General features: G+C 46.2%; 19 protein-coding genes and 4 pseudogenes. 5 read left to right on the top strand and 18 right to left on the bottom strand.

Annotated features, from left to right (window positions below; all coding sequences use genetic code 11):
* Positions 1–522 precede the first annotated feature (522 nt).
* Positions 523–846: a hypothetical protein gene (locus NZD89_RS18085; RefSeq protein WP_431308727.1), complete on the bottom strand. Its 324-nt coding sequence runs from the start codon at positions 844–846 to the stop codon at positions 523–525.
* 744 nt (positions 847–1,590) lie between these two features.
* On the opposite strand from NZD89_RS18085, the gene NZD89_RS18090 reads away from it, so the two are divergent.
* Entirely contained in the window at positions 1,591–3,465 is a 1,875-nt protein-coding gene (locus NZD89_RS18090; protein ID WP_268004172.1) for a terpene cyclase/mutase family protein, read from the top strand.
* A 410-nt stretch (positions 3,466–3,875) separates the two neighbouring features.
* On the opposite strand, the pseudogene NZD89_RS18095 reads toward NZD89_RS18090, so the two are convergent.
* From NZD89_RS18095 to NZD89_RS18110, 4 genes and pseudogenes are all read right to left on the bottom strand, one after another.
* Positions 3,876–3,968: pseudogene (locus tag NZD89_RS18095) on the bottom strand (flavin reductase family protein); the annotation flags it as partial.
* Between the two features lie 99 nt (positions 3,969–4,067).
* Positions 4,068–4,685, bottom strand: a complete 618-nt coding sequence (locus NZD89_RS18100; RefSeq protein ID WP_438938744.1) for an alpha/beta hydrolase — start codon at positions 4,683–4,685, stop codon at positions 4,068–4,070.
* Between the two features lie 3 nt (positions 4,686–4,688).
* A complete protein-coding gene (locus NZD89_RS18105; protein WP_268004173.1) occupies positions 4,689–5,648 on the bottom strand; it encodes a ring-cleaving dioxygenase in 960 nt (319 codons plus the stop codon).
* A gap of 21 nt (positions 5,649–5,669) precedes the next feature.
* Positions 5,670–6,050 (bottom strand): DoxX family protein, encoded by a 381-nt coding sequence (locus tag NZD89_RS18110; RefSeq protein ID WP_268004174.1) that lies wholly within the window; start codon positions 6,048–6,050, stop codon positions 5,670–5,672.
* Positions 6,051–6,189: 139 nt separating this feature from the next.
* On the opposite strand from NZD89_RS18110, the gene NZD89_RS18115 reads away from it, so the two are divergent.
* Positions 6,190–6,513: a winged helix-turn-helix transcriptional regulator gene (locus tag NZD89_RS18115; protein ID WP_268004175.1), complete on the top strand. Its 324-nt coding sequence runs from the start codon at positions 6,190–6,192 to the stop codon at positions 6,511–6,513.
* A 459-nt stretch (positions 6,514–6,972) separates the two neighbouring features.
* On the opposite strand, the pseudogene NZD89_RS18120 reads toward NZD89_RS18115, so the two are convergent.
* Positions 6,973–7,167: pseudogene (locus NZD89_RS18120) on the bottom strand (transposase); the annotation flags it as partial.
* Between the two features lie 54 nt (positions 7,168–7,221).
* A complete protein-coding gene (locus NZD89_RS18125) occupies positions 7,222–7,488 on the bottom strand; it encodes a hypothetical protein (protein WP_268004176.1) in 267 nt (88 codons plus the stop codon).
* A gap of 465 nt (positions 7,489–7,953) precedes the next feature.
* Between NZD89_RS18125 and NZD89_RS18130 the strand changes: the two genes are divergently transcribed.
* From NZD89_RS18130 to NZD89_RS18140, 3 genes are all read left to right on the top strand, one after another.
* A complete protein-coding gene (locus NZD89_RS18130) occupies positions 7,954–8,391 on the top strand; it encodes a hypothetical protein (protein WP_268004177.1) in 438 nt (145 codons plus the stop codon).
* Positions 8,392–8,396: 5 nt separating this feature from the next.
* Positions 8,397–8,522, top strand: a complete 126-nt coding sequence (locus NZD89_RS18135; protein WP_268004178.1) for a hypothetical protein — start codon at positions 8,397–8,399, stop codon at positions 8,520–8,522.
* 624 nt (positions 8,523–9,146) lie between these two features.
* On the top strand, positions 9,147–10,625 hold the full coding sequence (locus tag NZD89_RS18140) for a transposase (protein WP_268004179.1): 1,479 nt from the start codon (positions 9,147–9,149) through the stop codon (positions 10,623–10,625).
* An 879-nt stretch (positions 10,626–11,504) separates the two neighbouring features.
* On the opposite strand, the gene NZD89_RS18145 is transcribed toward NZD89_RS18140, so the two are convergent.
* The 11 genes and pseudogenes from NZD89_RS18145 to NZD89_RS18205 all read right to left on the bottom strand — a co-directional run bounded on the left by NZD89_RS18145 (position 11,505) and on the right by NZD89_RS18205 (position 23,371).
* Positions 11,505–11,729 (bottom strand): hypothetical protein, encoded by a 225-nt coding sequence (locus NZD89_RS18145; protein WP_268004180.1) that lies wholly within the window; start codon positions 11,727–11,729, stop codon positions 11,505–11,507.
* A gap of 2 nt (positions 11,730–11,731) precedes the next feature.
* On the bottom strand, positions 11,732–12,895 hold the full coding sequence (locus NZD89_RS18150; protein WP_268004181.1) for a Ger(x)C family spore germination protein: 1,164 nt from the start codon (positions 12,893–12,895) through the stop codon (positions 11,732–11,734).
* Positions 12,892–13,992: a GerAB/ArcD/ProY family transporter gene (locus tag NZD89_RS18155; protein WP_268004182.1), complete on the bottom strand. Its 1,101-nt coding sequence runs from the start codon at positions 13,990–13,992 to the stop codon at positions 12,892–12,894. The genes NZD89_RS18150 and NZD89_RS18155 overlap by 4 nt, the downstream gene beginning before the upstream one ends.
* Positions 13,992–15,574, bottom strand: a pseudogene (locus tag NZD89_RS30135) (spore germination protein). The gene NZD89_RS18155 and the pseudogene NZD89_RS30135 overlap by 1 nt, the downstream one beginning before the upstream one ends.
* 491 nt (positions 15,575–16,065) lie before the next feature.
* Positions 16,066–16,422: an IS3 family transposase gene (locus NZD89_RS18170; RefSeq protein ID WP_268004184.1), complete on the bottom strand. Its 357-nt coding sequence runs from the start codon at positions 16,420–16,422 to the stop codon at positions 16,066–16,068.
* Entirely contained in the window at positions 16,416–16,727 is a 312-nt protein-coding gene (locus tag NZD89_RS18175; protein ID WP_268004185.1) for a transposase, read from the bottom strand. Before NZD89_RS18175 ends, NZD89_RS18170 begins: the two co-directional genes overlap by 7 nt.
* 402 nt (positions 16,728–17,129) lie before the next feature.
* The gene (locus NZD89_RS18180; RefSeq protein ID WP_268004186.1) at positions 17,130–18,332 is read right to left on the bottom strand and encodes an IS110 family RNA-guided transposase; all 1,203 of its coding nucleotides are present in this window, start codon (positions 18,330–18,332) and stop codon (positions 17,130–17,132) included.
* A 529-nt stretch (positions 18,333–18,861) separates the two neighbouring features.
* A pseudogene (locus tag NZD89_RS30140) lies at positions 18,862–19,988 on the bottom strand (IS110 family RNA-guided transposase).
* A gap of 135 nt (positions 19,989–20,123) precedes the next feature.
* Positions 20,124–21,080: an alpha/beta fold hydrolase gene (locus tag NZD89_RS18195; RefSeq protein WP_268004189.1), complete on the bottom strand. Its 957-nt coding sequence runs from the start codon at positions 21,078–21,080 to the stop codon at positions 20,124–20,126.
* Positions 21,081–21,323: 243 nt separating this feature from the next.
* Positions 21,324–21,950 carry a deoxynucleoside kinase gene (locus tag NZD89_RS18200; RefSeq protein ID WP_431308728.1) on the bottom strand — a complete coding sequence of 209 codons (627 nt, stop codon included), beginning with the start codon at positions 21,948–21,950 and terminating at the stop codon, positions 21,324–21,326.
* Positions 21,951–22,111: 161 nt separating this feature from the next.
* Entirely contained in the window at positions 22,112–23,371 is a 1,260-nt protein-coding gene (locus NZD89_RS18205; RefSeq protein ID WP_268004190.1) for a phospholipase D-like domain-containing protein, read from the bottom strand.
* Positions 23,372–23,769: the final 398 nt, after the last annotated feature.

Here is a 23,769-nt window from a genome sequence, read left to right on the forward strand (position 1 = left end):
TGCGGAGTGTCATTACCATCTCCTGATACCGTTCCGTAGCGGGGCGTCTGCAAGAACAAGTGGGTACTGCTACAGTCTATCAGTCGTCCTCGAATGTTGCCTTGTCTTGTATGGCAGACCACCAATTGTCCCATGCAACGTCTTACATGTCCATATTGAACCAAATATGTCACCCCAAAACCCTGAGTCGGTTAGTTTTGACAAAAACCCCCTACTCACATGGGGGATTTTTCGTGCCTACTGTTGCATTAGTAACCAGGTGTGGTTGTCAACAAGTCTGTGCATATCCTCCGCCATACGGAACTAAAAGGATGAACAGGACAAAGATAATCAAGAACACCACTGCCCATCGGGTGTAACCACCAAATGCTCCATCGTACATTCTGAACCACCTCCCCCTAGACCAAAGTAATGTAGCGTATGGATAGACGTTCACTCGTGACGCGGCTTGTGCCCGATAAACTCAATCGTCCTGATGAGACATACAATAAACCGCCATCTTTACGACGGGACATCTACAAGTCAGTAATAGTATCCATAAGGATAGTACCCATACCCATATGGATAGTAAGCAGAAGCAGCTGCTAGACCAGCAAGTGCTACAAGAGGAAGAAAAAGGAACGGGAAGAAAGCTTCCGACACATCTGTTTTTCCATCGGCATCTGCTATTGCGTGTTCCACAGTCGCCGTACTCATTTCTGCAGATGCCGGACGAATTCCCCTTGCATTCGTCATGTAGATACCACGGTCAGTCACTGAATGTAAAATACCATGATACGCTGTGCCGTTCACATGGCGGGCTATGACCCTTTGTCCAACTAACCTTTTGGCATGCGTCATCGTCACTCGCAATGTTGGTCCCCCCTTCGTTCATATGGAGAGGAGGTGCTCATTAACATGAACCTCCTGTTTTTGTTAATATACCGGAGTTGTCGTACAGCAGCTCTTTACTGGCGAGCTATCCTGGAACCAGCAGGAAGAACAGAACAAAAATAATCAAGAATACGACTGCCTAACGGGTATACCCACCAAATGCACCGTCATACATAAATCGCACCCTCTCCCATTACACGATCAGCACTACTTGTGTTTGTGTCCCCATTCTGGTCAGAAACCAAATACAATCCCTCGCATGCGTGCCCGATGACTTGCAAGCAACGGATTACATTTCTGAGCCATGACGAACCGAATGGCTGCGGCACGTTGTGCAGGTGTAATAGTGTCTCCACAACATGCACATAAACTGTCGATCATACATCCAACGACATACGGATCTTGCAGTGCTGCATAGTTATGCGACTTGAGAATTACACGAATTCGACGACGATAAGCTGGGTGCATGCATTTGTAGGCAAACCTGCACATGAGCCGTGGATCGATTCTCATTTGTACCTCCCCCTCCCCTTGCTTTTGTGTAACACCTCTACACCGTATTCACCTATCGACCTTGGCTGTACAGGCGACTATCTTCGGGACATGAGAATTTTATGTTTACTTCGACGAGTGCAATTGTGCACTTACCAGTAACGATTCCGGGTACTTGTCACGTACTTTACTTCAGATGTCTGTTTCGGCACTGGAGGCAAACATATGCTGGAGCAAGTACGGCAAAAAATACATCAATTGATATGTCGATTGGAGAAAGACCAGTCAGATGACGGCGCATGGAGATACTGCTGTGAAAGTGGACCCATGACCGACGCATACATGATAATACTCTTAAGAGCTCTAGGGCTCGACGACGAAGATGTGATTCGCCCACTTTCCTCACGTATTCAGGGACTACAGAACGACACTGGTACATGGTCTTTGTTTCATGATGATCCGTTATCAGGAAATTTATCGGCAACAGTCGAAGCCTATTATGCTCTGCTATCATCTGGTCACTGGTCAGCGAATGACGAATCGATGCAAAAAGCTTGTCTGTTTATTCGTCAAAACGGGGGATTGAGACGAGTCGGAACGTCTACTAGGGCAATGTTGGCATGTACTGGTCAACTTCCGTGGAAACATTACAAGGTCCCTTTAATCTGTACCTTGTTGCCTAAATGGTTTCCCATTAACTTCTTTGACTTCGTTGGCTACGCCCGCGCCCATATCGCGCCGGTGCTCATTGCTGCTACTTGTAGGACGCCTGTGAGATCACCGAATTTGCCTGACTTAACTGATATATTGATGGAAGCTAGCACTGAAGCCGGGAATAAACCATCCCGATTAAGAAAGATTGGAAGTACTGTTCCAATCCTCTCGAACGTTTCTCTGCGGAGACTAGAGCATCTCTTGGTACACCGTTTGGAGCCAGACGGAACTTTAATGGGTTACGCAAGTGCTACGTTCTTAATGATTTATGCACTGATTGGCTTGGGATATTCTAAAAAACATCCAGTTATCGTTCAGGCTATCCAAGGGTTAAAGTCTCTTATATATCCACTGTCCGGGGGGGCACATTTGCAAAACATGACCTCGACCGTATGGGATACAGCTTTAATTAGCTACGCACTGGAAGCCAATTCAAAGTTTGACACTTCCAATATATTAAACAAGGCAGAAATGTTTTTACTCTCACGTCAGCATCACCGTACTGGTGATTGGCAATTGCGAAACCCTCGTACTGAGGTCGGGGGCTGGGGTTTTTCGGACATTAATACATTCACTCCGGATATTGATGATACAACGGCGGCACTTCGTGCTATAGCCAAGTCAGCAAAAACAAGTTCCAGCGTTCAACGATTCTGGCATCGGGGATTAAATTGGGTTGTGTCTATGCAAAACTCCGATGGCGGCTGGTCCGCATTTGAACGGAACACGGACAAACGAATATTATCCAATTTAGCAGTGGATGGGGCGAAAGCCACATTAACAGAGCCGTCATCTGCTGATTTAACTGGCAGGACGCTCGAATTTCTTTGTGATTTTGCAGGATATACCCTCAAGCATCGGGCTGTTGAACGAGCGGTTCATTGGTTGTTACAGCATCAAGAAGCAAACGGTTCCTGGTATGGAAGATGGGGTGTTTGTTATATCTACGGGACGTGGGCAGCGCTAACAGGTCTATTGGCAGCTGGAGTGGATGCGGGACACCCATCCATTAGTCGTGCAGTGACGTGGCTCCTGGATAAACAAAACGAGGATGGTGGCTGGGGTGAATCTTGCCTGAGTGATAGCAGACATTCTTACGTGCCACTTGGGAGAAGTACCATATCCCAAACTGCGTGGGCGACCGATGCATTGATAGCTGCACATTCTCACCTCGTTCCCGCAATTGAGCAGGGCGTGGGGTTCTTGGTCAAGGAACAAAAATACGATTGGACTAATACTTATCCAACCGGTGCAGGACTTCCAGGTGGGTTTTATATTCATTATCACAGTTACAACACTGTGTGGACACTGTTAGCATTAGGTCATTACCTGCAAAGGTTTCATACATCTGGGATGGACATCGACGAAAACAATTCGCGTCATTAGTTTCCCACGTCCTTCTGTCGCTAAACAAGAACAGCAAAAAACCGTCGCTAATAGAACAACAATCAAAAAAAGACGCCCCGATTTCCCGAGTCGTCTGTTACAGAGTGTTCAAGTATTTATACCCTATTACCGCTAGAGATAGATCACCCACGGCGTTCATATTACACGCAGTTTATCGGTGAGCTTACGTTGCAAGTGTACAGGTTCTATGCAGAATGATCAGAGGAAAAATACCCAAGTGACCGGATCGATAACCGTGGCAAACAAAAACGGCACAGATTAAAGTCCCCATCCTATCACTAGGTGGGGACTTACCCATTGTCTTTGTATAAAACTCGTAGTTCTGTCCGGATTTGCTGTGAACATTGAAACATGGTGTATTCCTGTGAGTTCCATCGTTTCACCCGCTTTTAGTTCGGTCTTTTGATTGAAAAAATGCTCCCCAACGTTGCATAATCGTTACCTGCTAGACGGCTCACCGGCTGTAGTTTCAGTGGAACGATCGACTTTCCATCATCGTTCGGGGTTTGTGGACAACATGGTAACGTCCCGCTCTCTAAAGGCCTCCGTGCCTATACTTTGGGAGCAGGACTTGAACTCGCTCATACCACAAGTTGTCTAATCCACGCCTCAGCAGCCACAAGTTCCGGGTTCGCTAGCCCATGACCAGTGTTCTGCCAGTTCAGTGTAACCTCGGCTCCCGCTTCCTTAAGCAGTTCAGCTAGCCGTTCACTATTACTTGCAGGAACAATTGGATCATTTCTTCCTGACTGCATAAGAACAGGTATGTTTTTAAGGTCCGGGATCTCCTCTGGTTCAAGAGGCACCATCGCCCTCAACAAAATTGCAGCCGATAAAATTCTTGGCTCAAGCAAGAGCATGCTCGCCGCAATATTTGCCCCGTTTGAATACCCGACAGCAATGATCCGTTTTGGATTTAACGAATACGTTTGAGTTGCTTCTTCGATAAATCGAGCTAATTCATGAGTACGGGATATCAGATCCTCTTCATCGAACACTCCCTCGGACAGTCGACGAAAGAAGCGTGGCATACCGCCTTCAAGGACTTTACCCCGTACGCCTAGCATTGCGGCATCCGGTGCCAGAAATCGTCCAAGGGGAAGAAGGTCCTCTTCGCTCCCCCCTGTGCCGTGTAAAAGAAGCAATGTTGTGTCGTTATTCCCTGTCGATGACGGAATGAATTTGTGCATGAAGTCCATGATTTATTTCCCCTCAATCACTGGAAGATGAATAGGTGGTAACTGTGACTCCATTGCTGAGCGATTCGGCTCAAACCATTCCGGAAGTTTTAAATCCGTACCCAAGTTTTCAACGGATTCGTCGATGGCAAATCCCGGTGGATCAGAAGCTAATTCAAACAGCACACCGCCTGGTTCACGGAAGTAAACCGATTTGAAATAGTTACGGTCTTTTACTTCAGTTACGTGCATCCCCGCCCCCATCAACTTTGATTGCCAACGCCGGAGTTCATCTTCATTTGCCACTCGCCATGCAATATGGTGAATCGTACCAATGGAATTCCGACCATAACGAGCGTCTTCTTGACTAATGACGTCAATGATTGTCCCAGGTCCGCCTTCCCCTACTTCGTACCGATACCGCTCGCCTTTTTGCTCCAATAAACGGAATCCCATAACGTCCGTGAGCAAAGCAGACGTTTGTTCGTGATTTCTAACTTTAATAGTCACACCGTAAAATCCCCGAATGGCATGTTCACTGGGCACTGGTCCGTTTTGCCAACCGGGGCGTGACTCTGCACCCTCATGGGCAACCAATTCAAGGGCAATTCCATCAGGATCGCGGAAAGTGATCACTTGTCGTTGATTGGAACGTTCTTCCGGACCGCTGAAAGATATACCATGCGCTTTTAGCCGCTCAGTCCAAAATGCAAGTGACTCTTTGCGAATCGAAAATGATGTGACAGTTGCCTGATCCGCTCCGCTATTTCCCCTTGGACCTTCACCAAATGGGAAGAATGTCATAATCGTTCCGGGACTACCTACCGTATCCCCATAATAAAAGTGGTACACATCAGGTGCATCAAAATTCACTGTCTTTTTTACCATTCGAAGCCCAAGAACGCCCACGTAAAAGTCCACATTCTTTTGAGCCATACCAGACATTGCGGTGATATGATGAAGTCCAAAAATTCCTTGACTCATAATTTTTCACTCCTACTAGGATTAAAGTGCGTATACGCCAGGTCCAATGAGTGCGATCCCAACCGCAATTGCAATTAGAATCAGGTTGTATTCAAAGCCATTTTGCGTAACCCAGTAACCATTCTTCCCGTGTACCGTAAAAATAGCGACCAACATGGTTATCACGATCAGCGCCGCTGCAACTGGAAGCCACAATCCTGCAGCGAAGAGTAAACCTCCGATGAGTTCAGCCAATCCAGCAACCAGTGCCAGCAAAGCACCTGGTTTAACCCCGATGGACTCTAGCCATCCGCCCGTGCCCTTCAGTCCATGTCCACCAAACCAGCCGAACAATTTCTGTGTACCATGTCCAGCAAACGACAATCCAACGATCAAGCGAATAATCAACAAACCGTAACCCACAAGTATCACCTTCAAATAATTTTATTTACTTCTTTTTCGTGAGTTATTCCCCATGTAGATTACAATACATCAGTCGCTTACACTTTGTAAACATATGTGTTAAAATAAGAATTGTGAATGGAATGGAGATGTTTAATCAATGGATGACCTTAAACTGTGTCCGAAATTCGAATCTGCCTTTGAGTTGTTAGGGAAAAGATGGACAGGGCTCATTATTCGCGTCATGTTATCCGGGAAACGTCGTTTCTCTGATATATCAGCGATGATTCCTCATCTAAGTGACAGAATGCTCGTTGAACGTCTTAAAGAATTGGAGACAGCGGGGATTGTGGATCGGCATGTGTACCCTGAAATGCCCATACGTGTGGAATATGAACTTACAGAGAAGGGTCGTCAACTTGAACCGGCAATGGATCAAATTCAAAAATGGGCGGACAAATGGGTCGAGAAGATTAACGAATAAACGCCCCTAGTGGGCGTTTTACATAGACAACTGGAACAAAAGCCGCTTCCGCCGCAACATTCGACACAACCCAAATCTGAACATTTAGCAATTACGTCCTATCACTCGTGACATAAGGGCACCCATTACGTACATATAGCACGCAGTTTTAAAATCTCTATTGTTTTGATTTTAAGGGATTTGTCAGGGATGTGCGCGTGGAAATGCATGACATCTTGAAAAAAGGTTAGTCACTCCTCCCACCATCTTTTTTGGACTGTGTTGTCTGACCACCAGATGCCTGCTAGCTACGAGGGGGCTGGCTTGGTCCCTACCTGGGTTGGACTTTCACCAACAAGTTGTGCCTAGCTTAGCTAGTGGCCCCTGAAAAAGTCTACATTTTTGCAGCGGTCAGGTCGGCCCGATTCGGATGAAGTGTTTCTATTAGGAGTTATCGGTGATTGGTATCCATGTGCCAACTTATTTGCTTACCTGGGCTGCTCTTCTTAGGTTGTGGGTTAGAATTCCGAACCCAACCCACACCGCCGTGCCCGAATGTCCACGGAATCGGCTGCGATTGAGTCCGTACTTCTGTTTTAAGAGGCCAATCTTTGCTTCTCCTGCTGCTCTAAATCGCTGTAAGTCCTTGTACCAAGGTTCCTGCTCCAGCTCTGTCCCCCGTTTGTTCAACCTTCCCTATCCTCATTAAACTGCGCATCCGCTATGTGTCTAGAGTACTTCTATCTCGCTAATGTGAAACCGATAATATAAGCGAAGATCAGGTTTATCCACTAGGTAACTCGGGAGTTCAAGTTCGACATTAGATGTTAGGTCGACTTCAGTATAAACAACCTCGTCTCGAACCCCGAGGATTGTGGCTTCACAACCGGATAAAATGTGTCCAACTAGAACACGGACCCGCTTTCCTGGTTCGAGATTACCTGTACCTCGCTCCTGACTGTTCCCTCTAATTTTCGAGTCGACCTCGTCAGACACCGTAACCGCTCCCCTGAAAGATAAAAACCTTTTATTCCGAAATTATGCAATTATTATTAAGTTCGGTGACGACATGAGCCTATTTTAGCCTTACGAGCAATTTAGACCATGTGTTGGTGGACCCCTGAAGGGACATTTTACAGTGTCAATTGCTGACCCGTTGGAATGTAATAAGTGTAGTCGTGACACAGTTCCAGTGGTCTGAACATGACTGAAGCGACAAAAGATGAACCGACTTTTTGGCGAATCAGTTGATGACGTCTAGTGTGGACTAGAAGTACTTTGTCCAAATTAGTACACCACCTAAAGAGCGGTCACAGGGTCCTTCGGAAACAGGGTAGTTGAAATCGGACTTTTAAGTTATAGGAAATTCGAACAATTTTATCAACCTTGCGAAGTGGAGTTTATGGGAATGGCTATGTATCTACTGAGGAGTGAAAATCGATGTGACCAGCGGGTGGCGAAATGAAATCCGGGAAAAACTCGTCCAGACGAGACAAGATAGCTAAGACAGTTTATAAATCGATTGATTTTTTGCTAGCCGGACTATTACTCTCAGGACAGATTACAGCGACCGCCGTTTGGCTTACGAGAGATTCAGGATTTGGTATCTCGTTCACTGGGGATATCACTGGTGATACCCGAACAGTAAACGTTGACGGGTCCCCCAGCGCCAATGTGGGTATCGATTTCATAAATGTCATTACAGCCTTGTTGTTAATTTCTGGTGAAGTCCATCTCGTAGGGATCTATATTGGAGGCGCAGGAATTTATAACTTTGTTATTAGTGGTCCACCTTTTGGATTTCTATCTCTTGAAGCGTATGCGCCAACTGCGAAGGAATTCTTTGCTGATTTTCGGGAGAATGTCTTTCAGAATTTCCCTCCGACGAAAAGGAGTTGAGTCATATGGCATTGACCCAATTACCCACGGTGAAACCGCCCAAAGGAACTATATACGCGACAGCCATCGTGTTGGCTACTTTCCTGTTCTTCTTTACGCGTGCCAAAACCGGAGCGGGGACGCATGTATAAGAGATATATCGCCGTGTAAGAGCGAGGAATGTGTGTCATATGGCGCCCCAACACCACTTTGCAAAGTTACGGCAACTAGGCAGCGATGCCGCTCTTACACATTCTCTTGTCTCCTCCCCACGGTACCTGCAAGGAGTTATTACCCCCTCTTTGTATCGATTCAGCGTGTTTCTGTCTGCTCTCCCGCGTATCGAATTTTGTATCAAACACACTGACCAAAGTGCTCTTTCTCCACCAACGTTGCCTCCATTCTGCATGGATCGATCTACTGACACCAGATTGTCATTAACTTTTTCTACCAAAGCAATTGGTAGCAGTCATATTGTGCTATCCTGCCACGGGGGAGTTCAATAAGGAGCTATGCCGATTTAGAACATCGCCCCTCTAATTTAAATAGCCTCTCGGTATTGGATTGTCGCTGAACCCTCAACGGTTCTGTGCCTGGAGGATCTTCGTTTGCCCCCATGTTCGTCAGTTCCACTTGACAATTCAAAATTGGAAATTCAGCGCCACCATGCAAAGAAAATACGCTGTGCGCCAAATAATACTTGACTTTTTAGAATCACCCCAACAATCGCCGAGAAGGGCTTAACCGCTCTATCTCATCGGAATTGGGGTTGCTTTATGTTACCCATGGTGCGGTCTCATCAGCAGTATCAGTCGTTCGTTGAGCAACAACTTCGTATTCACTACGGGAATGGGTCGCTTCTCTTTGTCGCAAAGGACTGGTCGCTTGTTAAGAAGTTCTGGATTACCGACCTCTCTTGCACGTTTCGCTTACTCGAAGGAGCTTTTTCGTGTCGTGGTCCAAGGTCCATTGACCCTGCCGACTTACTTCGTTCCTATCTACTCATGTTGCAAGTCGGAGAACCATCGATTACAGAGTGGGTCAATCAGTTGCATCGTTGCCCACTGTATGCCATCCTGAGTGGCTTTGAGTACGGGAAAACGCCTGGTGTCGGTACCTTCTACCATTTCTTTAAGCGGCTGTGGTCTCATACCTCCGCGAATCTTTCGCCCAAGCTCAGACTCAATCGAAAGAAAGTCAAAGGTGGCAAAAAGGGAGAAAAGGCACCAACCAAAGCGTATAGCAAAATCGCAAATCTCATGGCTCAGCTACAAAAGCGCTCAGCCACCAAGCCACAGCCATTTGACAGATTGCTTGTGCTCTTTCAACAGCAGTTCCTTACCGTATCTGCCACTCTAGGCTTACTGGGCGACACGAACGCACTGTCAATCGCAGGTGATGGAATGCCGCTTCAAACAGCTACCCAAGTTCGTAGCCGACGACTTTGCAACTGTCGTGAACTCGGTATCAAGCCATGCAGATGCTATCGTATCTATTCCCAACCCGACTGTGATATGGGCTGGGACAGTTATCGAAACAGGTACTTCTTCGGTTATCACCTTTACACGTTTGTTGCTGCGGATAGTCCTTACGACCTGCCACTTTACCCCAGACTTCAACGAGCTTCGCGCCATGATGCGACCTCTTGGGTAGTCAGTGCGCGTGAGTTCGTCGAACGCTTTCGTGAATATACCTGGGACAAAGCCATTTTAGATGCCGCGCACGACGCACTGCCAATCTACCAGTACCTTCTATCACGGAAAGTAAAGCCATTTATCGATTTAAACCTGCGCAGTACGGGGAGCAAGGGGGTTCGCAAGGATGACATCACGTTTTCCCCTACTGGGGTTCCGTTTTGTAAAAAGGGGCTAGAGATGAAAGATCGTGGCTACGACTACACACGCGGTCGCCGAAAGTACTATTGTCCACTCGTCGTCAAAGGTGTGGTGACTTGTGATACGCCCTGTTCTGATTCACCTTACGGAAGATGCGTACACACATATACCAAACACAATCCTCGCTTGTTCCCACCCGTCGCCCGCAACAGCAACGAGTGGAACGATGTCTACAAACGCAGAACCACCTGCGAGCGTAGCAACAAGCGAGCAAAGGAAGATTTTCTCCTCGAAGCTGCCAAGCATCGCAGCACCATGATGTGGACCGTCCGCATCTATGGCATTGCCATGTGCCAACACATGGACGCTTGGTACCAAGAGAGTAATCTAGACCTATCGTCGATACTCTTGTCAGCCTGAAAATACCCCAATCATACCATCTCCAGCGATGACTTTTTGAAAATCGGATCGTCATCGCTCTGTTTGTTATACCCTTTTTCAAGGAACACGGTGGTTTAAACCATTGCTCGCAGATTTTCCAGTGGATTCTTGGAAGGCATTCCGATATATCTTACTGTTCTGCGCTCCAATGCCGAGAGGCTATTTAAGAATAATCAGTGCTTTTGTCTTGCAACCGTCGGTTCAAGGTCACCCATTACGTACATATAGCACGCAGTTTTAAAATCTCTATTGTTTTGATTTTAAGGGATTTGTCAGGGATATGCGCGTGGAAATGCATGACATCCGAACGAGAGTTAGTCCTCCGTTCCCATCCCTCATTCTGATGAACTCATACAACTCTAGATTTGGATGATTATGCAGTTCTCGGTCCCGATACAATGGGTTACCGTGTGTACTAGGGTTGTCCTATCACTCGTCCCTCAATACTACCCCTCATTACACTCATTCTGCTGCCCAGATATATGCGAGTAATTTGTCTTTGGTTCTTACAAGGGTATAAGAAAAGTGATCTCTGCGATGATCCTTGCAACGTAACCAGACCATTTGTTGCAAAGCGGCACATACCTGCATAGGGTGGAATGAGAATCAGTGATCTGAGGAGGGGAAACCATGTATTATCGAGTCCGACGAGGTGAGAAAGTTTCAGACATTGCCAGAGAGCGCTGGTCAAGTTATTTATCCTGGTCAAACAATGACATTACCCCTGTCAGGTTTAGAGTAGGACATCGAAAATCGTCCACGTCACAAAAACTTCCTGTGCCATTCGTTAGAGAAGTAGTCTATGTTCCGGTCCCCGTATATCCGTGGTACGAATGATGAAGTTCCTGTAGGGAGTTATTACTTTAAAATCGCTTTCCCGATTGGATTGAATAGCACTTCAAACGGGGTTAGGGGGCTCGGTAACTTTATTCCCATAATCTCCACCGAGCCAATTATAGTCACAAGCACCATGATAGCGATGTACCCCCATGTCTCTCGTTTGAGACGCTGTTTTCGAAGCGATAGGACTTGCCTCACCGATACAATCGCAATTAACACGAGAAACAGTGCGATTTTTAACATCGTTAGCCCCCTGCCTCACCTTCTGACCGAATTGGTCCTCCTGTCGTCCCGGGTCCCATGGCATTTAAATGAACATGAACATAAACTTTAACATCTGGAAAACGTTCATCCCATCTGGGACCAATTTCGTGCCACAACCTTGGGTTGTTTCGGTATATTTCTTCCCCTAATCCAAATACATCTGCCTTCAGATCCTTTTGAGCAGTATCAATACAGGCTGTTGCATAACTCATCACGGCTTTATTTAGCTCTTTGTTCACCATCGAAAGCGATTTTTCTCGACGAAAATCGAGGTTTGCTGTGTTCTCAACGATCTCCCCTTGACCTGTCAGATCAATGTTGAACGTAATTGTCCTGCCTGTTACTGCGTAACGGATATGACTGGATGCACTCGTCACATACATCGAGACTGTACCTTTATTGTTAGGTAAATTATCTGCCGTCACGTACGCATGTTGGATCTTTCCTTTTACCCAAAGAAGCCCACGAGTTTCTTCCTCGTCCAAATATCCAACGAGTTTCCCGTGCTTAAACACTGCTGTGCTCGACAACCAATATTTCTGATCCCCGCTTGTTCGTTTCTCAATCCCACCTGCAATCGGTACAATTCCTTCGGTCGCCATTTCATTTAGAAACTCCAACATGGTCGTTTTCGTTCCAAAATCTCGATCTTGTAGTTTTTTGAGTTCTTGTCCCGGTATTTGTTCCAAAATCGTTTTGGACTGTAACACGCTTTCGGCAGTATCTCCCTTGGCAACTACAATCAAATTGCGAAGCCGATTGCGTGTATCGCGGCTGTACGTATCAAGAATATCCTGTATTCCATCGCGTGCTTGCTCTTCTCCGATAATTAAGATTCGTCGATGGGCGCTATAGAGTAACCGAGGTAGTCTATCCTGCAATTTTTGAGATGCATCACTGATATCCTTCCCTTCTGCGGATTCAATTACGAAACTCTTCTGTTCTTTAGAACCTCCTCCTAACTGTCCTCCGCCCACGGCAGAAGGTACGGCAATTTGATCCGTAACACGGATACCCCCTTGTTCTGATTTATCGATTCCCGTCGCCATCACTAGCGCCAGATCTTTAACCTCATTTCGATCCCAGCACCCGGTGAGTATCATGCAAAGGAACAGCATCAAGAGACCTTGTACGAGCTTTTTCATGCCGACTGTGCCTTCCGTCTGCGTCGTGCGAGATCGACCATCAGGAGCATTGTAGGAATGATGTTTTGGTTTATCAAGCCCCATGATGGGAATGTATACTTAAGAAAATCTTGCATCTCAAAAGCGTTTGAATAGAACCATAAACACGCAACAAGGGTCATCAAGGATAAGGGTACAACCAATGTTCGGTAGTTCTCATACCCCAGAAGCTGTGCAACGGATATACAAAGCGCCCATAAAAACACCGAATTTTTTAGAAATCCTCCAAACACCCAAGCTTCCACAATCACAGGGTCGATTCGCTCAAAGAAATCAGCGATGCTCACATAACGGGTCGCCGCATAAAACGCATAGTTCATTTTACCCGTGATTTCGCCATCTACGGTCAGGCTTTGTAACGTAATCCACACCATAAGCAACATGACAATTCCTAAAGAAATAACTCCTGCTCTTCGTACTTGAGTTGATTTTTTAACAAAGGGAAGCAAAAACCCAATCATAAAAAACTCACCCGTCCATGCAGACGGCACCACAGCCCCCTGAAGAACCGGAATCAGTCCGTGACCTAAGACTGGTTTTAGGTATTTTCCTTCCATGTCCCCAAACAGTAAAAACGAAGTGATTAAAATGAAAATAATGTTGATTGGAACAATCAATTCCGCGCACCTGGCAATGGCTTCAATGCCTGCCCACACCACTGCACCGCAAACGAAGATGAATAACAATAGAATAGCCACTCTCGGCGTTGTTGGGTTGGCGAACAATCGGATAAAATTCATCATTTCATCCGAAATCGTGGCTGGATACCAGAACAGAACAAATACGTAATACCATCCAACCAATATTCCAAGCCACTTTCCAAGAATTTCTTGGCTGTATTCAATCGGTGTCAATCCTGGATACCGTATCGCCAACGCCAACATCACAAAAAGGGACCAAACGCCCGTTACACTTGTCAAAAGAATAGAAATCCACGCATCTTCCTTGGCGTATTCAGCGGAAGTTCCAGGAGCAGAAAAAATCTCTGTTGCTACGATGACAGGTACGATTAAAATAGCGACTTGAAAAGTTGAGATTTTCTCCTTTCCAGTCATCATTATTCTCCTCTTCTCGGGGAGGGTTGTTGTCCACTTGGAACACGAACTGAATTCGTGGATTCTGCTGTATTTGGGCGTCGAATCATCGCCCACCAGGGAGCCCTTATAAAGACATCTTTCAAACCATGGGCAGTAAGGGGCGCGAGCGGTGCAAAATACGGCACGCCAAAGGAGCGAAGCGTTGTCAAATGGACTAAAATCCCCAGCATTCCGATGGTGATTCCATAAAATCCAAACATGCCTGCCAAAAGAAGCATGGGGAAACGTAGAAGACGGATAGCGATTCCTACGTTAAAGCGGGGAATTGTAAACGTAGCGATGCCTGTTGTCGCTACCACAATCACCATCGGAGCAGACACAATCCCTGCTTGAACAGCTGCCTGTCCGATCACCAAAGCGCCCACAATGCTGATAGCGGAACCGACCGCTTTTGGTAAACGAACTCCAGCTTCTCGGAGTCCCTCGAACATAAACTCCATTCCGAAGGCTTCAACGATTGCCGGAAAAGGAGTCGCTTCTTGAGCCGCAGCAATGGATAATAAAAATGTGGTTGGAACCATTTCTTGTTGATAAGAGACAAGCGCCACATAAATTGAAGGTAACAGTAAGGCGATATGTACAAAAACGAACCGCACCCATCGAATAGCGGTAGAAACAAAGGAACGCTCATAATAGTCTTCATTCGCGTTTAAAGCAGACATAAGGGTCAGTGGTACAATAAGCGCAAATGGTGTCCCATCCACTAAAATCGCCACTTTTCCTTCAAGCAGACTTGCCGCGACGACATCCGGGCGCTCCGTATTTTGCACAGTTGGAAATGGCGAATACGGCTTGTCTTCAATGAAATCCTCGATGTATCCTGTTTCTAAGACTCCGTCGATTTGAATCCGATTTAGGCGTTCACGAACCTCGTTTAAAAAACGAGATCGGTTGCTACTCCCTCAATGTATAAAATGGCTACATCGGTCTGTGTGTATCTACCAACTGTGTAAGACTCGACTTTTAGCTTTGAGCTACGAATTTTCCTCCGAATCAAACTCGTATTAACTCGCAACGTTTCGATGAACCCCTCGCGTGGTCCGCGTATCACTTGTTCGGTTTGGGGTTCGTCCACACTTCTCTTTGACCAACCCTTAATGCTCCCGACTAGAACTTGCGCTTGTCCGTCAACGAGAAACAAAACTTCACCTTTTAGAGCATTTTGAACTACATCTTGTAACGTGTAAACAATCTTTGTGTCTCCAAGTGGCATCACCTGTTTTTGTAGAAAACCTACTAAATCTGTGACTGTCTGATTTTTTGGCAGTCCTTGAAAAACAAGCGGCTTTAATATGGTTTCCTCCAAATGCTTAGCATCAACGAGACCATCAATATAAACAACAAGCAAATTTACGCAACTTTGAACATCTATAGATCGGTAAACAATATCAGAGCATTCGGTAAAAACGTTCCTTAACAATTGCTCGTTTATCGTGAGACTGGTGCTCAACATCGTCTCACCTTGGGAATCGTTGCCTTCAACTCGGTTTAACGTCCTTTGATATTTTGGTTTCAACGGCTTTATATCCCGGACTTTTTTCACCTGACACCTCGTTGGAACTGTTTTTGGGTATTTTAGGTAAAAATAAGTTTGATTATGCGTGGAATCGCTAAACTGGACAGACGTCAAAGGTGAAAATCCAGGGTTGAATACATACTACAAACCTGTTTCTTGAGGCATTTACACTACTGATTCGATATAGCTTGAACCGGGTACGCTCTTCCGTTCGATTAATTGCCGCTTTCAGTAGCTGGCTCAATTGGAGGATTAAAAAACAAGGAATATGATTATTCAGCTCCCTTTTACGCTTCCTGTTCAAAAAACTGAACAATTGGATGAACTAAGGGGAATTGATACCCTGACGGCGAGTCATTAATCCCATGTTCTGGTGTCCAACCATTCAGGTGATTATCGTGTTGTTAGTTGTTTGGTTTATGCCAAAGCGACTGACTCGACTGGAAATCTATATCACTTGGGCTGTCATAAGTCTCATAGCACTTGGGTTAGATGTTGGGTTAGCTTTGATATTGAAGTTATATGACATGGGGACGCCCCAACCAGATGGGCAGGTATTGGTCTTTCGGATACACCTTGTGTTTCAGGTTTCGCTTGCTCAGATTGGGACCGGGGTGGATTCCCTCAATGCCCATCTCGCGCATGCAGTGTTGCACACGCTTGCGGTTGATGTCCCAGCCTTCACGACGCAGTAGCTGTGTGATTCTGCGGCTGCCGTAGACCGGATAATCTGTGTAAATTTTGTCAATCCGATGCTTGAAGCACACCTCTTCGTCTGAAGGCTCGGCGGGCTTGTAATAAAAGCTGGAACGATTCAAAGTCAACAGTTGAGCCTGGGCTCGCAAGGGGATATCCTCGTTATCCCGCTCTACCATGGCAAGGCGCTCATTTCTGCTCCGGGTCGATGCCAGATTTTTTTGATCCACTCAAGTTGAGTGGTTAGCTTTCCGACCTGTGCATATAGTCGCTCTATTTTCTGTTCCTGCACTTTCTGTGCCTTGGCAGCCTTACGCTCGTCGACGAACAGGCTGGCGAGGTTATCCATAGTGACCTTCTTCCACTGGCTCAGTTGAACGGGATGGACACCGTATTCCGCTGCAATCTGTTCCATGGACTTTTCTTCCTTGAGAATCTCTTTCACGACTTGAGCTTTGAATTCGGGCGTATACTGTTTTTTCATAGCCATAGTGTAACCCAACTGTCCTCCGATCCGATGTCCAGTTTTACGGGTCCACTATATAACGCCTACTCAGTTTTAATGACTGCGAGTTTTTATGTTTTCACAACTTATGGTGCGGTTGATACTTCGCCTTGGTGGAAAAGAAGGAAAGCAAACATGATAAAAGATGTATACCAGCTCGTCGAAGTGACGCAGTTAGAAGGGCGAAGACTTCAGACCAATTATACTCTCTGTTGTATTTTATCCAAATGTTGAACAGGGTCTGTTTAACTAATCCAGCTAATAGCTTGTCAAGATTACCGATTAAAAAATTTGTGTACATGTGTTAGATTAAAATGAGCAGGGCAAAGAACCTTCCTTATCTTGATGGAAGGTTTTACTTTAATATCTTTAATTTGGATGTTAATTCAGATCTACAAAAAGCTCTTTGCGTTTTAGCAACACATAGATCCAGTGAATCAGTTTGTTGACGCAGGCGATCACGGCTTGCTTGTAAGGTTTACCTTCTGCACGTTTCTTGTCGTAGAACGTTTTAAGCCTTTTATTGCGGGTTTTCCGTAAGCCGCATTCGACTGCACAATACAAGCTGTGTCGTAACCGGCTTGAACCTCGCTTTGTAATACGATTGATGGTTGCAGTGAACTTACCAGACGAGTGTACGCTTGGATCTATGCCTGCAAAAGCGACGAGCTTCTTTGGGTGATTAAACCGGTCTATCTCTCCGATTTCTGAAATAATCGTGGCAGCGATTTTTTCACCGACTCCGGGGATAGATTGGATAATCTTATATTCTTCAATCTCTTCGGCAAGGGCATCTATCGTTTTTTCAAGGTGGGATAGATGCTCTTGGTACTGAAGAATCATTTGGATGTACATCTTCAGACTAAGCAGATACCCCTCTAATAAAACATTTCGGAACGGGTTACGCGTAGCGGCAGCAATGATTTCGCGTGCCTTTTCTCTCGACCAACGTTCCGACCGACTCTTACATAACTCTGAAACTCTTTTGGTCAGCTTTGCTTCCGTTACATTCAGCACTGAGTCAGCGGTTGGGAATTCCAGCAATGTCCGTAATGAGACTTTGGAATATAAGTCGCCAAACACGCCTCTGTATTCGGGAAACACGTGGTCCAAAACAGCCTGGAATTGCAGTTTGGTCTGAACAGATAGTCGGGTTATCGCAGCGTGTTGCCGGGTTAGGCTACGTAGATTTAAGAGCTGCAGTCCTCTCTTCTTGAAGGGCTCAAAATCCTCTTTGTAGAAGAGCTCGCATAAGCTGTAAGCGTCTGCGGCGTCGGTCTTCACCTTACGCAGACTGGATTTCTTGGCTGAGTACGCGATCAATGGATTTACCATGATATACACATAATTCTGGTCATCTAGGAATCGAACGATCGGTGCATGATAATGCCCAGTCGCTTCAAGGATAATTGTTGGTTGCAGACCTGACTTTGCTTCGACTTCCCGTAAAAACTCGTGGAAGTCTTCAAGACCGTCATGAGTGTGAACGACAGTGAACTGTTTACCATGAGGCGTTCTTTTATCCAAGAATGCTTGAGCGATGCTTTCTCCTTTAGCTACATCCAGACCAATGACTGGATTCAAGTGAACATCTCCTTTAATGTGTCATACCGGTAACCCCTATCCATCTTGCAGTGCATAGCTTCGCTTGTGATACGAGATCGATGTCTCAACCAGCCTCAAACATGCTTCTACAAGTAGGGGGTGAACGGATTAGCTCACGTGTTCATCGACCCACGCCCCCGAACGTTCTACCCGGCTACCGCAATGAAAACCTCTACACAAAGAGAGGTCAACCAGAAATGACTGGCTGACCTCATAATACGAATGCCCCCTTTGATATGAACGACACCGTCAACCCCCGTGTCGTGATGGGGTTAAAAGCCCGGACCGAAGGCAGGGTTCGTCGACGGTTGGCACACTGATATCCGTGGGTTGGTTACCACATTTCGTACCTCCGTCATGGGGCTACCTCGGACTAGTCACGTGCGTCAGGTTCTGAACCTTGCACAAAAGGGGGACGAGGTTTCCCCGTACCGGATTCCTGTGCCTTCAGTCCCGACCTTCAACCCTAACTACAATCGTTCTTTATTACAGTTCTATCCCACAAAAGTTACACTGCAGTCGATGTCTCCATCTGCCGCTCTGCCTCACAAGCAATGGCCCATATAAATCCCAACAATTCTCTTGCCACTGAAGTGACGGCTACATTGTGATGCTTACCTCGTGATATCATCTTCACATACTTTCGATGAAGCCTGTCCTGTGCTCGCCAAGCAATGTCCTGTACCTTGGGACTCTGCCCTTCTTGCCGCTTTCGAATCTTTCCTTTAATGGCGGGTTTATATCGGTAACACCAGGCAGCCTCACCAAGAACCCGTCTGAGATGTGCATTCCCAGACTTCGTGATTCTACCTTGCTTTCGAGATACACCACTCGAATACTCGGATGGTACCAATCCAGCATACGCCATTAACTGCTTTGGATTCCGGAAACGACGAAACTCCCCAACCTCAGCGACCAAAGAGGTTGCGATGACCTCTGCAACACCCTTCAGTGTTTGCAAAGCCTGAATCACTGGAGCTCTCTCGCTTTCCGTTGCCTCCAAGTGTATAGCTGCCTCAAGACGTTTGAGACGTCCCTCAATCTCGTCTAAGGATGCAAATACTCCTGGTACACCACTTGTTCTCGGCGATCCGCCCATTTGAGACCGTCCAACCACCGACGATGCATAGCTCCCCAAGCACTAAGTTTAGTTTCAGGACGCCGATTGTGTCTGAGTAGGAACTTGGATAGCCGATGCCTTGCCCGTGTACGGTCTTCCACCGCATCTTCCCGTGCCCGCACTAAATCCCGTAATGACTCGTTTTCCTCATTCGGGACAAAGACTGCAACCAATTCACCAGCACGGAACAACTGTGCCAATCTCAACGCATCTCGCTTGTCTGTCTTCACTCGGTCTCCTTGGCGAACTGGAATGAGGGATGGTGCGACAACGGTACACGGCATGTCCATTGCGCGCAGTAGTCGATACAGTCCATAGCCTGTCGGCCCAGCTTCGTAACAAAACTCCAGTTCGACGCCATCTGAAGCCAATCTATGTACCAGGCTCCTTACAGCTTCCACCGTATGAGGGAACATTCCGATATATCTCGGTTCACCACGGCCCTCGTCTGCTACCGCAACTGCGATGCTTTCCTTAGACACATCCAAACCTACAAACTTTGTGATAGTCTTCATAGTATCGGCTCCCTTCGTATGTGGATCTGCACTGTTCTCCTAACTTCAGTGTAAACCACGATGTGCGAAACGGAGCCGGTGTCGTTCATTATGACTAGCGACAAAACAGTTACAAAATTACGACACCGGGAAGCATTACTTGGATTCACCATTCACATCAATCAATTTTTTAATAGCACCAATTATTACATCGGGTCGCTGAATATGAATGGCATGAGGGCTATCCTCCACAACGATTTGCTTCGTGTTCTTCGTGAGTCCTTTCAACCCTTCTTGTTGTCTCTTCCAATCGTCATCCTGTTTTCCTGCAGAAATCACGATTACTGGCAAATCCGTTCTTAATCCATTCATACTTTTAAGTTGCATTCCACTCTCAATTGAGTCGAGAAATTCCTGATATACCGCCTGAAATGAGTTGCTACGATATCCAAGAGCCGTTACAGCTTGTTGCTGATCTGGCGGTAACCTCCGTGTTCCAATGTGCATTCGCTTCTTTCTAGGAACACCAAGTGGTGACAACAAATATCCCAATCGATACTGTTTCAACGCTTCGTTGTATTGAAGTCGCCTCGCTTCGTTCCAACTTTCAGGTACGTACCTATCGTGATGCGTTGAATCGACCAGTATCAAACCTGAAACTTCATTCGGATATTCAGAGGCAAAAAGTTGCATGTTCATTCCGCCGAAGGAGTGACCTACCAAAACGTACGGTGGTTGTAAGCCTATTGACTGCAGCATTCGTCGCAAATCATTATTGTAATCTCTACAAGTCGCCGTTTTTCGTCCCTGAACACTCCATCCAAACCCTGCCCTATCATAAGAAACTACCGTTGCGAATTTTGATACTTCGGGTTGTACTAAACACCACTCTACAGCACAACCGCCCATACCTGATTCTAAAATTACTGTGCAGGAACCTTTGCCCGAAACAATTGCGTGCATTTTCCGGGAACCAATATCGATTAATTGCCCTGGAGGTGTAAAATGTCTCAACTCTGACCTCATTTTGGACTGCTCACGTAACGTTAATGGAAATCCGAAACAAGATAGCGTAATACGAGAAAGCCTATCTCTGAGTGGGATAGTTGGCATTACTTTCACCCCCATTATTTGTTTATGCGTAAAGGTACGTCGTTTCATTCCGTATCTTCAACTAATGCTGCCTGTTAACGCAGCAAATGACTTGTGCTGCACCCGTGAATTTCTATGCGGAAACCATTCGATCAAGATATTTCCTCTTTAGGAACCCGTAAACAGGGCAATCCTTTGAGGGATTCACTTATTTTGTCGTATCGCTTAAGTCTTTGGGTTGTGAAAACTTACCGCACACCCGATCTATTTTGGGGGATCCGAAAACTCTGATGACAACTCGGAAAGTTTGCCGTCGACCATCCGCAGGACAGCCGCTTTGTCGTCTGAACGTTCAATGTCGTATCTGTCAATGTCGATAATCAACACGGGGGATTTATCGTATTCCTTTATCCAGTTGGCATATCCGGCATGCAGATGTTTCAGATAATCAACCAGTTCTGGTGACTGCTCGTATTCACGTCCACGTTTTCGGATACGGTGCATAATCGTATCGAACGAACCATGTAAATACACCAACAGGTCGGGTCGTCCTTTTTCGGTTTCTTCAATCACGACCATCATGTTGTCCAACAGGTGAAGATACGTGTCCATTTCGACATCGGAGATGTTACCTTCCTCGTAGTTGATTCTGGTGAACAAGGCGTCCTCGTAGATACTGCGGTCAAGAACGTTATCCTTATGTCTCAGTGCCGCCTTGATAGAACGGAAACGTGTGTTTAAAAAGTATACTTGAAGGGTAAATGCCCACCGTTTCTTGTCCCGGTAGAAAAGTTCAAGGATGCGGTTATCATCAACAGACTCGAAGAACACTTGTGAACCTAAATGCTCTCCGATTGCTTCTGCAACAGTAGACTTTCCTACCCCAATCATTCCAGCTAGAATAACCACCACTATATCCCCTTCGCCACTCGCCCACTGTAACTCGGTGAACGTTAGTTGACAAGAGTTTCAACAAGCATTTTAGTCGGGTGACCACTACAATAACCACTCCCATTTGGGGGTGTATCGATTAAGTGATCCTCCTTGCAATCTTAACGCTTTATATACACAAGACGACCACTCGAATTGAAGTAGCACACGTCTCCACCTAGGCAGTGCCAGACCGTTTCCGGTGCTCCGTGGTACGTCGTATGACTCACGCTCGATGGATTACCCCATTTTGCTTTCACTTGACTCTCCGTCAATCCAAGAGACAGATACGGGTACGAGCTGGCTTTCGTTTTCGTTTTCGTTTCCGTACCTGCACTGTACATCGCATTCAGTGGCGTCGCCTTGGACCAGTATGTCGAGAACCACGTGGTTGCTTGATTGACCACCGACTCATCGTCTACAACAATGCCAACTTCCCGATTCTCGTTCAAGGATGTCGTTGTTAAGTTTTCGCTGCCGACAAACAACTTCGAGTCCGATATTATGACTTTCGCGTGCACATATGGGCTTTTGAGTATTCTCACCTGAACGCCATGCGCCGCGAGTGTACGTGCATTGTTCATGTCACTTGACGATATGGACGTTGGTAGGAGTAACCTAAGTTCTGTTCCCTTCTGTTCCATCGCTTGAAGTATTGCCTGGTCGCTTCCTAATTCCTCTGAAGCCACAGATACCGCCTCTGTTTGCTTAAGCAAACTTAAGATTCCTGATTCCGAACCAGGTGAGACAATCAATGGGTATTTTGGAGAAGACACGGATTTCCCTGACCAGTCCGCGGTGAACAGTTGGGACAACGTAATTGGAACCGTTCCGCCGTTTACGGCGACATCGCCCTCAAGGTTACTGCCACCTTCCATCGCTGAATAGGCAGCGTTAGCCGATCCAACGATTGCTGTTTCTCCGTCCACAACCATGTACTTTGCATGGTCGAAACTATTCGCTGATGGTGACCATAATTTTATCTGTACTTTTGTTTTTGCGAATTCTGCGCGTTCCTGTGTTACGGCGCTGGAGTCGTCGTACGGATGGGCGTCTGCGATCACTTTCACGTCCACGCCTCTGTTAGCAGCTGATATAAGTGCTTCTACTATGGGCTTATCGGTAACGAGGTATTCGTTGAGATAAACCATAGATCTGGCTGAATCAATAGCATTTACCCACGGTTTTGCGGCTGACCCAGGTTCGGGAATCCAAGTTATTGCGGATGCTGAAGATGTTGCTGTTTTTGTCGTCGTTGCGGTTATTGGGGATGTTGCGGATGTTGCTGTTTTTGCAGGTGTTATGGATGCATCAGCCGAACAGCCGCTTAAACCAACACAACAAGTTAATACAATTCCGGATAACAGTACTTTCTGGTACATTGAGCTATACCTCCAAGTGTTAATTATACCTTCGTTATCGTTATTAGCTTTTCCTAGACTCTATCGGATTCTCCGACTGGGTATGGGTAAATTTCGTGATGATTTTTGATTGTATACAAAAAAGCGACCGTTGTTGGTCGCCACACGATTCATCCCTTTGCACGGGCTGAAATGATTGCGGAAAATCGCTCAATTAGCCCCTTAAATTAAAAGTCGTATACTGAAGGTGATAGCGAGTCTGATATCGCGACGAGCCGAAAAATAAAGATGTATACCAGCTCGTCGAAGTGACGCAGTTAGAAGGGCGAAGACTTCAGACCAATTATACTCTCTGTTGTATTTTATCCAAATGTTGAACAGGGTCTTGTTAAACTAGTCCCCTTTACAAAAACTCTATT

This window comes from Alicyclobacillus fastidiosus, from assembly GCF_026651875.1.
Classification (GTDB): domain Bacteria; phylum Bacillota; class Bacilli; order Alicyclobacillales; family Alicyclobacillaceae; genus Alicyclobacillus; species Alicyclobacillus fastidiosus.